The sequence below is a fragment of the Mycobacterium sp. NGS56 genome (genome assembly GCF_059812425.1).
In genome coordinates this window covers 144,150-157,945 of sequence record NZ_JCALCQ010000003.1, presented here as the reverse complement: position 1 = coordinate 157,945, position 13,796 = coordinate 144,150, and the positions used below count along the sequence as shown (strand labels likewise).

The window sequence follows — 13,796 nt, the reverse complement described above, 5'->3', positions numbered from 1 at the left end:
GAAAGGACGAAACTATGACCCAAATCGCCATCGTGGCCTATCCGGGGTTCACCGCGCTGGACATGATCGGTCCGTACGAGGTGCTGCGCAACCTGCCGGACGCCGAGGTGCGCTTCGTGTGGCACGAAGCCGGGCCGATCACCGCGGACTCCGGCGTGTTGGTGATCGGCGCCACGCACTCGCTGGCCGAAACTCCCTCTCCCGACGTGATTCTCGTCCCCGGAGGCCCCTCGACGCCCGTCCACGCGCGGGACGAAGCGCTGCTCGACTGGTTGCGCCGGGCCCACCAGAGCGCGCGCTGGACGACCTCGGTGTGTTCCGGCTCGGTGATTCTGGCGGCCGCCGGGCTGCTCGAGGGCCGGCGCGCGACGTCGCACTGGCTGACCGTTCCCGCGCTCAAGGCGTTCGGCGCCGTCCCCGTGGCCGACGAACGAATCGTGCATCAGGACGACGTCGTCACCAGCGCCGGCGTGTCGGCCGGCCTCGACCTCGCGCTGTGGCTGGCCGGACAGATCGGCGGCGAAAGTCGAGCCAAGGCAATCCAACTCGCGCTCGAATACGACCCGCAGCCACCGTTCGACTCGGGCCACATGTCCAAGGCGTCGGCGACCACCAAGGCCGCGGCCACCGCGTTGCTATCCAAGGACAGCGTGAAGCCCGCCAACGTGAAGGCGACGACGTTGCTCGCCTGGGAGCAGGCGCTGAGCAAGGTCCGGTCGCGGCGACAAAGGCGCCAGCCGGATCGTTCCCCCGCCTAGGGCCGCCGACTGCGAGCCGCGAGCATCACGCATCTGCCGCAGGTTCGGCGGTGACCGGCAAGGGAAATAGGCGCCAGAACCTTTGGACTAGGGCGCGATCGCCGACGATGCGTAGCGACCCGGCCTCGCGGTTGCCGCGCTGAATCGCTGAGGTTTCCACCTGCAGCGGACCTGCAAATCGGTTGGACCAGGGTGCAGATGCGACGCTGGTCCGAGCCGGCACTTCACCGCGGCACCGTGAACGAGGACTCCGATTGGCGTCAGCATTCCGAAATGCCTTACCAATCAACATTTTCGGAGTCTATGGCCTTCAGGCGTCAAGCGCCGGGCTGCAGGATCTCGGTCGTTGCGAGCTGGCCGCCGGCCCGCATCCAGGCCGCGACCACGCCGGGAGCGTCACGGTCGGGGTTGTAGATGTCTTCCTCGCTGGAGAACAGGCCGTCTCCGGCGTAGACCAGCCGCGTCCAGTTCGGGAACCAAAACGGTTCGCCTTCCGGATCGGTCGGGTGGTCCAGCAGGTTCTTGATCATGAGGACGACGGCGTCATTGTCGTCGTCATGGGCGACCCAACCATTGGGAAAACGCATGTGCGGGAACGGCGCCATTACCGCAACGATCCAGTCGCGGACCGCTTCGCGCCCGTGAAAGACCCCGTAGTGATGCTCGGTGTAGACGACGTCCTCGGTGAACAGGTCCGCAAACGGCCGCCAATCGCCCGAAGCGCTGCACCCTTCGACGACTTTGGTGTAGTTGTCGACGGCGGTATCGATTTCTGCCCTGCTGAATTTGCCCATAGCGGACACACTAGAACGTGTTCCGGTTTCGGGGCGCTCGTATGAATGGGGATCTCGGATGAACAACGTGATGGACTTGTTTGGCCTACGCGGCAAGAGGGCGTTAATCACCGGGGCGTCCAGCGGCATCGGCAGGAAGGTGGCCCAGGCCTACGCGCAAGTCGGCGCCGACGTGGCCATCGCCGCCCGGAATGTCGAGGCCCTACAGAGCGTCGCCGACGAGCTGGCGGCGGACGGCGGCGGCAAGGTGGTGCCGATCCGATGCGACGTGACCCGTCCCGAACAGGTGAACAGCATGGTGGACCGGGTGATGGCCGAGCTGGGCGGCATCGACATCGCGGTCTGCAACGCCGGCATCATCACCGTCGTCCCGATGCTGGAGATGTCGCCCGATGAATTCCAGCGCATCCAGGACACCAATGTGACCGGCGTCTTCCTGACCGCGCAGGCGGCGGCCCGGGCGATGGTGGCCCAAGGGTGTGGCGGCGTCATCATCAACACCGCCTCGATGTCGGGCAGCATCATCAACGTCCCACAGCAGGTCGGCCACTACTGCACCTCCAAGGCGGCCGTCATCCACATGACCAAGGCGATGGCAGTCGAATTCGCGCCGCACAACATTCGGGTCAACAGTGTCAGCCCCGGTTACATCCTGACCGAGCTCGTCGAGCCGTTGACGGAGTATCACCGCCAATGGGAGCCGAAGATACCGCTCGGCCGCATCGGCCGCCCCGAAGAGCTCACCGGTCTGTACGTCTATTTGGCCAGCGAGGCGTCCAGCTATATGACCGGTTCGGACGTCGTGATCGACGGCGGATACAGCTGTCCGTAGATCACCCGACCAGCTGGGGGCGGCCGAAGCGCGTTCGGACACCCCAGGAATACAGCGCGCGCAATCGCTCACCGGCTGGCCGCACCCCGGCAGCCTGCACTAGTTCGCTGTCCAGCTGGACAATCTCGGCCGCGCGAAGCGGCCAGGGGTCGTGCTCGTTCGGTATCCACCACGTCCGCCCCGCCTTGCGGGTATGTGCACCCCAACGGGCGGTAAGCCACATCTCCAGGGGCGTCGGTTCGACCACATCACCGACGACGATCTCGAGCCGGCTGTGCAAGCCGCGGCGAGGCCATCGGCGCACGCTGTGATACACGACGCGGCAGCCGTCGCGCCGGATCCGCATCCTGGCCCAGGTGTACGGGACGCCAAGGCCGATGCGGGTGACTGGGACGACGGCCAAGCGCGCCGTCTCCAGCGACCGGAAAAGGACACCGTGGCGACCGGTGGCGTCGATCGAATAGAGACGGACGTTGGTCTCGAGGAAGCTACCGAAATACGGAAGCGGAAGTGTGGAGCCAACTTTCGTGGCGGACATGACGAACGGGACCAGCCCGACGTAGGTCAGCCCGTCGGCGAATATGTCGGGACGGGTGCCGGCCGGGTACATTGGTTCGACGCTTTCTGGACGCACGGGCCAATGGATGAAGGTCAGATCGCGCCAACGCTGATCGAACGTCACCGGCCCGGCAAGCGGCGGCGGGGTGAGCGGATACCCAGCGTGCGGTCCATCGGGGTCGGCGGCCAACGGGCCGGAAGTCTCGGTCATCCGACGTTGGCCCTATCGCTCGAGCTCGCCGGAGATCCCGCGCTCGAGCTTCGCCTGTGTCGCTGATGGCAGCACCAGCAGGCCGTCGAGTTCGTTGCGGGCCACATCGTATGCCCGCTGGCGTTCATGCGCGGCCGCCGCGGGGTCGGCAGCGACTCGTAATAGGCTCTGCGCCCGGGCGATTCGCTGCTGATCCGCCCGGGAGAAGTCGTTGCGGCGTCTGCGGATCGCTTCGGCCTCGGCGGCGTTGAACGCCGTGACGTAGTCCTCGACGGCGGCCATGTACTGCGCGGCACCGTCGCGGTCGTCGAGCAGATCCTCCGCCTTGGTGGGGCGAAGGAAGTCGGCCCGCAGCTTGGCTTTGTGGAACGCGATCGTGTGCGCGTCGCGCATGTCGGTCATCAGTGGAAAGTCCAGCAGCTTGGCGACGTCGAGTTCATACTCGAGCCAGCGCGCATCCGTGCGGCCGTGCTCGTCGAGTACGCGCCGGACCGCGCGCCACTGGGTCGCTTGATTCATGCTGGAGCGGTCGGTGGTGGGCGGGGCGGGTGGTCGCGTCCGGCCCGTATCCTGTGATTGCGCGTCGGTGCGCCGTCGGCCGAAGGCGCGGACGGCAGCGACGATCGCTCCCGTCAGCGGCAGGATCACGATCAACAGCTCCGCCAACCGAAATAGCAAACCCACATGGCCAGGATGCCACCGGAACGGCGGGCGTTCGGTCAACTCTGCCGGCGCACCCCGAGGACGTCGCGAACATGCCTGCCACAAGACCAGTTCGTCAGCGCACGCCCAGGGTGCCGTCGAGGTAATCCGCCCGGCAGGCCCTGCGGGCCAGCTTGCCGCTGGTGGTCCGCGGGATGGCACCGGCCGGCAGGAGGCGCACGTCCGAGACGTTCAGCCCGTGCCGCCGCGCAACCGCTGCTCGGATCGACTCGATTGCCGGCCGCGGATCTTGACGGCTGGTGCCCGCGGCGCGTTCGGCGACGACTACGAGCCGGGCGGCATCCCGAGCGTCGCCGCCCGGCACAGCAAAGGCCGCCACGTATCCGCGCCGCACGATTTCGGACGCTTCGGCGACGGTGGTCTCGATGTGTTGTGGGTAGTGGTTGCGGCCGTCGATCGTCACCAGGTCGGCGATCCGGCCGGTCACATACAGCTCACCGTCGAGATACAGGCCCAAGTCGCCGGTGCGGAGCCAGGGGCGGTCCGGATCGGCGCCCGCCGCGTGGCTGCCGTCGGCAAGCGTCGATCGCAGGTCCGCGCCGAATGCCCACCGTGTTTCGTCCGGCAGCCCCCAGTAGCCGCGTCCGACGTTGTTGCCCTGCAACCAGATTTCTCCCACCCGGCCGTCGGGCAACTCGGATCCGTTGGCGCGGTCGACGATGACGGCCCACTCGCTGCGTGCGACCTGGCCGCACGACACCTGCGGGACCGCGTCGGGAGAATCCGCGGCGACCCGCACCGCGTGCCCAGCGCCCAGCCGTTCTCGGTCGAAGTAGACCGCCGTCGCCTCGGCGGCGGGCGCGATGGTTGCGACGAACAACGTTGCCTCGGCGATCCCGTAGGACGGCTTGAACGCCGTCCGGGGCAACCCATATGGCGCAAACGCCTTATTGAAAGTCCTGATCGCGTCGATGCTGACGGGTTCGGAGCCGATGATCATCACCACGTTGCGCAGGTCGATGTCCGCACCGCCGGCGGGCAGGCCGCGCTGCGCGGCCCACTCGTAAGCGAAGTTCGGCGCGGCGGTGACGACGTTGCCCCGCCGCGACCCATCGGAGAGGGCCTGGATCCATCGTTGGGGCCGGCGGACGAATGCGGTCGGCGACATCAACGTGGAGTGGCCGCCGTAGACGGCCGGAAACCCGATCATCGACAAACCCATGTCGTGGTACAGCGGTAACCAGCTGACGCCGTGGGTGTTTCGGTCCAGCAGGTCGATCGACAGAATCATCTGCACCAGGTTGGTGCCCACCGCTCGGTGGGTGATCTCGACACCGACCGGCGGCCGGGTCGCGCCGGACGTGTACTGCAGGTGCGACACGTCATCCATGCCGAGTTCGGTTGGCACGAACGACTCCCCCGCCGAGTCGGGGATCTGGTCGATCGCGATCACTTGCGGCCGGGGCAGGTGCGGGTGGCTAGCCAGAAACTTCAACACTGCGTCTTGCGCGGGTGTCGTCGTGAGTACGACGGTGGGCTCGGAATCGCGCAGTGCGGTATCAAGCCGTTCGGCGTGCCCTGGCAGTTCCGGGGCGAATAACGGGACGGCGATGGTCCCGGCCTTGACCGCCGCGTAGAAGCCGGTGATGTAGTCGATGCCCTGGGGTGCGAGGACCGCGACGCGCTCACCGCGACTAGCGGCTTGCTGGATGCGCGCGCCTACGGCTTGCAGCCGGACACCGAACCGGCTCCACGTCACCTCGTCGGCATCCCCGTCGGCGGAACGGCTGTAATCGAGATAGCGATACGCCACAGTGGCACCGACATTCGCGATGTTGCGGTCGATGAGCGATATCAGGTTGACCCCGGGCGGCAGCACGACAGCGCCCGCCGCGTCCAGGCAGTCCTCGATCCGAAGTAGGCCACCGGGGCCCTCTTGCCGGGAATCGCGTGCCATAAGAGCAGTCTAGGGGGCCGATGCGCCGGTTCCCCGGCGGTGAATCGGCAAACGCCAAGGGCGGCCACCGCATTCGCCGATTCCGCCAGACGTTCGATCAGCGGGTCGACGGGAACGATCAACCCGAGCCGGCCGACGCCCAGCGCGGGCGGTAGCCTACCGGCGAGCGGCGTTCAGTGCCGTGCGTTTGCTACCACCAGGAGTCGTCATGCCGGGCCGGAACTATTCCTTCGAAGTCACCCGCACCAGCAGTGCGCCCGCCGCGACGGTGTTCCGGCTGGTGGCCGACGGAGCGAACTGGTCGCGGTGGGCCAAGCCGATCGTCGTGCACTCGAGCTGGGCCCGCCAGGGCGACCCCGCCCCCGGCGGCATCGGAGCCATCCGCAAGGTGGGCATGTGGCCGGTCTTTGTGCAGGAGGAAACGGTCGTATATGAGCAAGACCGTCGCCACGCGTACAAGCTGGTGGGGCCTTCCACCCCGGCCAAGGACTACGCCGGCGAAGTGGTCCTCACGCCGAATGCCGCGGGGGGAACCGATATCCGCTGGACCGGATCGTTCACCGAAGGTGTTCGCGGGACGGGCCCGCTGATGCGCGCCGTCATGGGCGGAGCTGTCCGGTTTTTCGCGGGCCGGCTGGTCAAGGCATCCGAGCGCGAAATCGGCGGGCGGTAGCTTTCCGGCGCGGCCGATGACGGCCGCCAAAGCGGCCGCCGAGCTTCGATTCACCATTTACGGGTTGTTGAACTGGTTCTCGTAGGTCTGTTGCTGCTGCATGTCCTGGTTGAACTGCTGCTCGGCCTGGTCGTTTTGTTCTTGGGCCTGCTGCATGGATTGCTGCAACTGCTGCTGCAGCTGGGCTCGATCGTCGTCATCGGCTGCGAAGCCGCCGGTGAGACCTGGTGGCGCCTGGGGTGAGAATTCCGTGTCCGCCAGCCGGATCGCTGCGGGCCCCAGCGTCATTCCGCTGGCCTGGGGCTGCGCCGCGTCGGATAAGGCCAGGAGGGTCACGGTCGCGGCGCTCGTGAGAATCACGCGCACTAAGGGCCGACGGCATCCGCCGGAGATCGCCGGGTGAGTGGTGGTGGTCATCCTCTAGGTATGCGCCGAGTTTTTAGCTGGCCCCTGAGACGCGGCTGTCGCTCCGATATGAAGCCGGAACGGACTACCCATCGTCGCGGCCGATCTGGAGCTCTGCGGTCACTCGCGCCTGAATTGTAAATGTCCAACCGCGGCTTTCAATCCCGAGCCGGCTTGCTGCGTCTCATGCTGGTACTTGCTGTAGCGATTCCCAGCCGGACCGCATTGGGTGCTCGGGGGGTGACCAGGCGAAGCATCCGCAACGTCTGTGGATGGCTCAATCAGGGCAAACCAGGCCGGGCGCCCTGAGGACATCGATTCCGCCCAGACCGATGCGCCCGGCACCGCTGCACTGGAAAGAGCAGCGGCCACTGGGCGTCTGATCGGCGTTCCGTCGGGCTCGGGACACCAGTTACCGGCGAAGCAACCCGGCACGGCGGGTACGGCGACCCCGCACGGTCTCCCAGATTGCAATCAGCACGACGGCAGCACCGATTCCAATGAGGAATGGGACCCAGGCGATTCCGCCATTGGCATTCTCATAGCCGAACTTGGCGGCTACCCATGAGCCGATCAAGCCACCGAGGGCGCCTAGCGCGATGGTCATAATCATGCCGATGTCTTGTTTTCCTGGCATGAGCAGACGCGCAATCAAACCGATGAGCGCACCCACAACAATGGCGAGGATTATTGACCCGATCATTGCTGCAACTCCTGTCGTCACGGCGCCCCGGGTGGGCCCCTACTTCGACTACGGGTTCCCCTGATCCAGCAACTTGTAACACATACGTTCAACGGGTCAGCGGCGGTCTCGACGACATAGGCGACGGCGTCAGCCGCGCAGCGACGAAGAGCCGCGCCTAGGTAGCTAACCGCTCTAGTCTCCCTGGCATGGATCGCATTTGGCAGTGGGCGTGGAATCGTTATGGGCCGAGGTACTCCTGGGCGATGTGCGCACTGACGTACCTTTTGCTACTACCGGTGTACCTTTTCTGGTCGTTGATCGTGGTTAGTTCCGAAGCGTCTGACCATTACCTTCAGGCGGTGGGTGTCACTGTCGTCGCTGTGGGTGCGGCGACATACGGAATGGTCCTGCCTGGTAGCCAACGATTCCGGCCTGCGGAGCGTTGGGCGGCGGGCCATGAGGTCAATCGTGCAGGGGCGCTGGGCGATACCTACAGCTGGGCGCGCGCAGCAGTCGTACGAGGGCTGTGGTTCCCCGGCGTTTGGGCGGCGCTGCTTACAGTGCTTGTCGGTGCGGTCGGCGGAGCGAGCGGGTGGCGACTAGCCGAATACGGGGTGCTGGGCGCGTTCATCGGCGTCGCCACTGCGTTGGTCGCGGTGCATGCCTATTGCGAGGCGGCGCTGCGGCCAGTCAGAGTGGCCTTGGCAGGTGACACCGCCATCGGTGACTCCCTGCCACGTTCCCACCCGACTTTTGCCGCATGGCTCGACCTCGCGATGCTCGCCAGCTTGTTCACATTCGCCGTTCTGGGCGTGATGCTGGGGGCTCTGCTGCACGACGCACTCGCGGTCCCCGCCCTTGCCCTGGTCATCGGGTGCGGTTTGACGCTCAGTATCGCGGTGCCCATCACCGTCGGCGCGGTCGTCTCCCCGTCCCTAGGACCGATACGCGACCTCGCCGAGGGAACCGAACGGGTTGCGGCCGGCGACTACACCCAACGTCTGCCGGTGGTTCAAGACGATGACCTGGGTGCGCTGGCGGGATCGTTCAACCGCATGCAGGCGGGTTTGGCTGAGCGGCAACGACTTCAGGCGGCATTCGGCACCTACGTCGACCCCGCCCTAGCCGCGCGCCTACTTGAGCAGGGTGACGATGTCTTCACCGGCGAGCGCCGCGAGGTGACGGTGATGTTCGTCGACATCCGCGACTTCACGCCGTTCGCCGAGGCGAACAGCGCCGAGGACACCGTCGCCCGGCTCAACGCCTTGTTTGAGCTCGTCGTGCCTGCCGTCGTGGACGCCGGGGGGCACGTCAACAAGTTCCTCGGCGACGGAGCACTGGCCGTGTTCGGCGCCCCCAACGACCTTGCGGACCATGCAGACGCCGCGCTAAGAGCGGCTGTTCTGATTCAGCGCCTCGTCACGGAGCGATTCGGCGGCGAGCTTCACATCGGCATCGGCATCAACACCGGTAAGGTGATCGCAGGCACCATCGGCGGCGGAAGCAAGCTCGAGTTCACGCTGATCGGCGACACTGTCAACGTCGCTGCCCGCGTCGAGCAGCTCACCAAGACCACTGGCGACGCGATCCTCCTTACCGGCCAGTGCTTCGATGCCCTCGATCATCACCCGGCCGCCCTCACAGGCCGAGGGCTTCACGCCCTCAAGGGCAAGTCGTCCGCGGTGCACCTCTTCGGCCTTGACTCAACGACCGATGCTGATCCGTCATGAAACGGGCCGCCGAGCACAGGCGGTCGCCGAGCGCGTTGACCATGGCGGGCTGCGCTCGGCGAAACACCAGATCACGCTTCGCTAGGAGGACGTTTTTCGCTCTCATACTTCTGGGTCATGTGCGCCACGGCGTCTAACTGCGACTGCGCCAAGGTCTCCCGGGCCTGGCCGGCACGCGCGGCGGCATCTAGCGTCGGCTGCGCCTGCCCCTGGAAATGCGGCATGACTTCGGCGGCGAACAGTTCGGCGGACCGTCGGGTGGCCGCCGGGTTGGCCCACTCGTGGCCCATCTGGAGCATGCAGCCGAAACCGCCGGACTGATCCCACAACCGCTGCACCTGTTCGCGCGCCCGCTCGGGCGTGCCGATGACGCCCGCCCCGTTGTCGTTGATGACGTCGATCATCTCGTCGAGCTGCTCCCCCGGCATCGTCATCTGCGGGAAGGCCGCCACCTTCTGGAAGTACCGGAACCACGGCTCGATGCCGAACTTGACCTCTTCCCGGGCCTGCTTCTCGGTCTCGGCGAGGTGGAACAAACCGACCAGACTCCAGTTCTTGCGGTCGACCTGCGTGCCGAACGCGGCGGCGCGCTCCTCGACGATGCCCCAGTGGTAGGACAGCGCATCGAAACCCTCGACGGTCAGGGTCGCCCCGATGGACAGCAGGCCGATGCCGTGCATGCCGGCCAGCCGCGCACCCGTCGGTGATGCGACTGCGGCGACGGACAGCGGGATCCCGCCGTCGGAATAAGGGGCGAGCTGCAACTTGGCATCGAAGAGCTGGTGGGTGGCGGTTTTGGCGCTGACCGTCTCGCCCGCCAGCAGCCGGACGACGATGTCGAGGTTGGTTTCCAGCAGCTCTCGGGTATCGGTCGGGGTGAGTCCGATCATGGACGAGTCGCTGGGCAGCGAGCCTGGTCCCACACCGCCGATGATGCGGCCATGTGTCAGGTGATCCAGCAGCATCAGCCGGTCAGCGACCCAGAGCGGGTTGTGATACGAAAGCGAAATGACGCCGGTGCCGAACCGGATACGCTTTGCCCGTTCGGCGGCGGCGGCTATGAAAATTTCTGGGGAACTGATGATTTCGCTGCCGGCCGAGTGATGTTCACCCAGCCAGACTTCGTCGAATCCGAGGGCGTCGAGGTGCTCGATGAATTGCAGATCCCGCTGCAACGCCAGCGTTGGGTTGGTACCCGAGCGGTGGAACGGGGCGATGAAGTATCCGAATCTGAGCTTCGACATTGACGTCCCCTTGCATCCGAGTTGCGGAGAACCATAACTCGGATAACCGGTCGGCCCTAGGCCGCAAGCAAAGTTCAGCCGATGGGGCCAGGTAGTCCCGGCCCCACCGGCTAGGGAACAGGTCTTTTAGGTTGCGTTTTAGGGAACGCGATTCGGGCGATCAGTAACCGCCGCAGACGTTGCCGACGCATCCGCCGCCGCCGCCCGGTCCACCGCCGCCACCGCCGACGCCGGGAATGCTGCCGCCGCCGCCACCGGGACCGCCGCCGCCGGTCGGCCCGCCGGGTACGCTGCCGCCGCCGCCACCGGGGCCACCGCCGCCGGTCGGGCCGCCGGGCACGCTGCCGCCGCCGCCGTTGGGTCCGCCCCCGCCGTTCGGACCGCCGGGTTCACCACCACCGCCGCCGCCGGGCGCAGTGGAGGGCGCGACGCTTGACGACGGGGTGGTCGTTGGAGTGGTGGTTGAGGTGCTGCTCGGGCCGCCTTTGTTGCCACCGCCGCAGGCGACCGACAGCACGAGCACCGCCGCACCGCCGAACAGAGCGATCGTCGTCCTCGGTCCTGATCTCATCAGATCCCCCAATCTGCACATGCGCCACGTCGTGCCGCCCATTTTTTCTTACCCCGCGCGGCGATTGCGCAAACAGATTCCGGCGCCGAGTTTGGACTCGAACAAGATGGCCCACCGCACGGTGCGATGGGCTATTACGAAACGTGGGTTGGCCAGCAAATCGGTTCCAGAACGCAGCCGGTGAGCATAACGATGTGAACCCCGGGCGCTGCCGTGCTGGGCGCATGCCGACGCGCGGCGGTGTCGCGTCGATAAGGCGCTGGCTAATCTTCTTTGGTGATCAACTTGCGCAGCGCGACCCGGTCCGGCTGCAGCAGTTCGGCTATGCGGGGCCGATTGACCTCAGCGACGATGATCTCGCCGACCTCTTGATAAACCTCGCTGAAGATGCCGTGCGATTTCATCTTCGCGGTCTGATATTGGTTGTCCTCGGTCGGCGTCACATAGATCACCGCGTCGGCCTTGAAGCGGTGCACCAGCCAAAGGTGGATCAACGTCATCAGCCGCTTCTGGCGTAGCTTCTCGGCGAAGGTGTTCTGGTCGCGCACCTGGAGGATGCTGCGGCCGTGCCGGTCCTTGATCGGGTCGACAACGACGTTCGCCAGCTGCTCGTCATCGTTGCCGTGGATGCCGAGTTCGAGAACGTCCGAGCCGGCGCGGCGGGGCCGCAGTTGCACGCGGAGTTTCTCGTCGAGGTTGTAGTTCTCGCTCCACATCGCCAGCCATTCCTCGAGCAGCTTCTTCGGCACCTCGGTCTGCACCAGGTGCTGATGCTGGGTCGAGCCCTCGCCCATCGCCTTCGTGGTCGCGGTGCGACCCGAAGAGGCGGTCAGGGCAGCATCGCTCCGCGGCCCGCCCACCAGGGTTTGCGGTGTGCGATACGGCGATTCGACCAGGCGCATCTTGCGCTGCAGGCGGGCCAGCGCGAGCATGCCGTCCTGCTGCAGGGAGGTCGCGAACTCCTCGGCCGCGACGCCGTCGATCTGGTGTCCGCCGTAGGTGATGAAGTTGAAGACGAAGCCCATCTTGCCCAGTTCCTCGGGGAACTGTTTCATCTGCTCATCGGTCATGCCCGTGGTGTCCCAGTTGAACGACGGCGACAGGTTGTAGGCCAGCATCTGGTCGGGGAACTCGGCGTGGATGGCGTCGGCGAACTGCTTGGCGTCGGCCAGGTCGGCGGTTTTGGTCTCCATCCAGAGGATGTCGGCGAACGGCGCGGCCGCCAGTGATTTGGCGATCGCGTACGGGATGCCGCCGCGTATCTGGTAGTAGCCCTCGGGAGTCTTCGACAGCTCGCAGTCCCAACCCGGGTCGACGCCCAGTTGCTTCGCCTTGGTCTTGGCGGAGTACAGGGACGCGCGCGCCGCGAATGCGCGCCACTCCTCGACGCTCATGTCGGCCGGCTCGCCCTCGCTTGCGTCGAATTCGAGCACCTCGGCCACGGCGTCGCCGTAGGTCATCAACCCGGCGTCCTCCTCCCAAGCCGCCACGAACCGCGACTCGACCTGGTCGAACAGGTCATCGATCGACTGTTGCCCGTTCTCGCGCCAGGTATTGACCGCGTCGGAGATCACGCCCTCGATGCCCTGCCGCTCAAGCCAGGCCCCCGCCTCTACGTACTCCCCTTCGGGCAGCGCGTAGAGAAGGTGACCGTTGAGGTCTTTGACTCCCAGCTCGTAAAAGCGGCGCACCATCGCCAAAAAGCACGACTTGTACGACGGAATGTCGAGGTTGGTGGCGCCTAGCAGGAACGGCTGGTCTCGCTCATCGGCCCGGCTGTCGAGCAGGTTGGCCGCCTCGGCATCGGTACGGGCGACGATGATGCCCGGCACCTTCATGATGTCGAGCTGGAAGCGCGCGGCATTGAGCCGCTTGATTTGCTCGTCCGACGGCACCAGCACCTTGCCGCCCTGGTGGCCACACTTCTTGGTGCCGGGGCGTTGGTCCTCGATGTGGTACCCAGGCACGCCGACCTCGACGAATCGGCGGATCAGGTTGCGTACGTGCGGGTCACCACCGTGGCCGGTGTCAGCGTCGGCGATGATGAACGGCCGATAGTCGTACTCCGTAGCGGTCGCCCGTTGCTGCTCACTCATGTTCAGGCGCTGGTACTGCTGGTTGCGGTCGGCTGTCAGCAGCGCGCGCACCAGCACCGCGGCATCATCGGGCACCTGGCTAAGTGGGTAGCTGGCGAGGTCGGGTCCCGGGTCCTCGGTGGTGGATCCCTTGGCCGACGTCGCCCAACCCCCGAGATAGATGCCCTCGATGCCCATGCGCTTCATCGCGACGGCCTGGCCCGGCGAGTAGGGGCCGAACGTGGTGATGCTCTTCTTCTCGGCGAACAACTCGCGCAGCCGCTCGTAGAACGCGGCTGCCGCGTTACGGGCGACTGTGTAGTCGGTGGGGATGGTGCCGCGCTGCTCTGCTACCTGGCGGGCCGTGTAGAGGCGCGTGATGCGGGAAAAGCGCGGGTCGTCGAAGTACTGCTGCGTGGCAGCGACCTCGTCGTCAAACGACGGCCGGACTTGGGTGTCCTTCTCTATGATCGCCATGTCTACGCTCCTCTTCAGCACGATCCCACTGCACGTGAGTCTATCCCTGGGAACGGTAGTTCACTCAGGGGTCAAGGACTTAAGCCAAAACTGTTGGCGCATCCGGTACTTGCGAGAGCTTTTCGGCGGCGGGTTGGTGATCGGCGCGCAGCGTTCTTTGGTC

General features: G+C 66.0%; 13 protein-coding genes. 4 read left to right on the top strand and 9 right to left on the bottom strand.

What is annotated here, in order from left to right; translation table 11 throughout:
- Nucleotides 1–14 precede the first annotated feature (14 nt).
- The gene (locus tag AC5Y4F_RS10865) at nucleotides 15–758 is read left to right on the top strand and encodes a DJ-1/PfpI family protein (protein ID WP_067934265.1); all 744 of its coding nucleotides are present in this window, start codon (nucleotides 15–17) and stop codon (nucleotides 756–758) included.
- Nucleotides 759–1,075: 317 nt separating this feature from the next.
- Here AC5Y4F_RS10865 and AC5Y4F_RS10860 read toward each other — a convergent pair whose 3' ends face one another.
- Nucleotides 1,076–1,552, bottom strand: coding sequence for a nuclear transport factor 2 family protein (locus AC5Y4F_RS10860; RefSeq protein WP_067934267.1), 477 nt, complete (start codon nucleotides 1,550–1,552; stop codon nucleotides 1,076–1,078).
- Between the two features lie 58 nt (nucleotides 1,553–1,610).
- Here AC5Y4F_RS10860 and AC5Y4F_RS10855 point away from each other — a divergent pair, with 58 nt between their 5' ends.
- Nucleotides 1,611–2,384, top strand: coding sequence for an SDR family oxidoreductase (locus AC5Y4F_RS10855; RefSeq protein ID WP_067934269.1), 774 nt, complete (start codon nucleotides 1,611–1,613; stop codon nucleotides 2,382–2,384).
- A gap of 1 nt (nucleotide 2,385) precedes the next feature.
- On the opposite strand, the gene AC5Y4F_RS10850 is transcribed toward AC5Y4F_RS10855, so the two are convergent.
- The 3 genes from AC5Y4F_RS10850 to AC5Y4F_RS10840 all read right to left on the bottom strand — a co-directional run bounded on the left by AC5Y4F_RS10850 (nucleotide 2,386) and on the right by AC5Y4F_RS10840 (nucleotide 5,773).
- Complete coding sequence (locus AC5Y4F_RS10850) at nucleotides 2,386–3,153, bottom strand: YqjF family protein (RefSeq protein WP_067934271.1); 768 nt, start codon at nucleotides 3,151–3,153, stop codon at nucleotides 2,386–2,388.
- A gap of 12 nt (nucleotides 3,154–3,165) precedes the next feature.
- Nucleotides 3,166–3,837 (bottom strand): hypothetical protein, encoded by a 672-nt coding sequence (locus tag AC5Y4F_RS10845; protein ID WP_499996619.1) that lies wholly within the window; start codon nucleotides 3,835–3,837, stop codon nucleotides 3,166–3,168.
- 94 nt (nucleotides 3,838–3,931) lie between these two features.
- Nucleotides 3,932–5,773, bottom strand: coding sequence for a fatty acyl-AMP ligase (locus tag AC5Y4F_RS10840; RefSeq protein ID WP_499996617.1), 1,842 nt, complete (start codon nucleotides 5,771–5,773; stop codon nucleotides 3,932–3,934).
- A gap of 208 nt (nucleotides 5,774–5,981) precedes the next feature.
- Between AC5Y4F_RS10840 and AC5Y4F_RS10835 the strand changes: the two genes are divergently transcribed.
- Nucleotides 5,982–6,446 carry an SRPBCC family protein gene (locus tag AC5Y4F_RS10835; protein ID WP_499996615.1) on the top strand — a complete coding sequence of 155 codons (465 nt, stop codon included), beginning with the start codon at nucleotides 5,982–5,984 and terminating at the stop codon, nucleotides 6,444–6,446.
- Between the two features lie 57 nt (nucleotides 6,447–6,503).
- Here the strand turns inward: AC5Y4F_RS10835 and AC5Y4F_RS10830 are convergent, their stop codons facing one another.
- Both AC5Y4F_RS10830 and AC5Y4F_RS10825 read right to left on the bottom strand, forming a co-directional pair.
- Nucleotides 6,504–6,863 carry a hypothetical protein gene (locus AC5Y4F_RS10830; protein WP_499996612.1) on the bottom strand — a complete coding sequence of 120 codons (360 nt, stop codon included), beginning with the start codon at nucleotides 6,861–6,863 and terminating at the stop codon, nucleotides 6,504–6,506.
- Between the two features lie 400 nt (nucleotides 6,864–7,263).
- Nucleotides 7,264–7,554 (bottom strand): GlsB/YeaQ/YmgE family stress response membrane protein, encoded by a 291-nt coding sequence (locus AC5Y4F_RS10825; RefSeq protein ID WP_067934280.1) that lies wholly within the window; start codon nucleotides 7,552–7,554, stop codon nucleotides 7,264–7,266.
- Between the two features lie 188 nt (nucleotides 7,555–7,742).
- Between AC5Y4F_RS10825 and AC5Y4F_RS10820 the strand changes: the two genes are divergently transcribed.
- Entirely contained in the window at nucleotides 7,743–9,266 is a 1,524-nt protein-coding gene (locus tag AC5Y4F_RS10820; protein ID WP_067934281.1) for an adenylate/guanylate cyclase domain-containing protein, read from the top strand.
- A 71-nt stretch (nucleotides 9,267–9,337) separates the two neighbouring features.
- Here AC5Y4F_RS10820 and AC5Y4F_RS10815 read toward each other — a convergent pair whose 3' ends face one another.
- The 3 genes from AC5Y4F_RS10815 to aceA all read right to left on the bottom strand — a co-directional run bounded on the left by AC5Y4F_RS10815 (nucleotide 9,338) and on the right by aceA (nucleotide 13,633).
- Nucleotides 9,338–10,510, bottom strand: a complete 1,173-nt coding sequence (locus AC5Y4F_RS10815; protein WP_499996606.1) for an LLM class flavin-dependent oxidoreductase — start codon at nucleotides 10,508–10,510, stop codon at nucleotides 9,338–9,340.
- 160 nt (nucleotides 10,511–10,670) lie between these two features.
- Nucleotides 10,671–11,081, bottom strand: a complete 411-nt coding sequence (locus AC5Y4F_RS10810) for a hypothetical protein (protein WP_067934385.1) — start codon at nucleotides 11,079–11,081, stop codon at nucleotides 10,671–10,673.
- Between the two features lie 263 nt (nucleotides 11,082–11,344).
- Nucleotides 11,345–13,633, bottom strand: coding sequence for an isocitrate lyase ICL2 (gene aceA / locus AC5Y4F_RS10805; RefSeq protein WP_499996602.1), 2,289 nt, complete (start codon nucleotides 13,631–13,633; stop codon nucleotides 11,345–11,347).
- Nucleotides 13,634–13,796 lie beyond the last annotated feature (163 nt).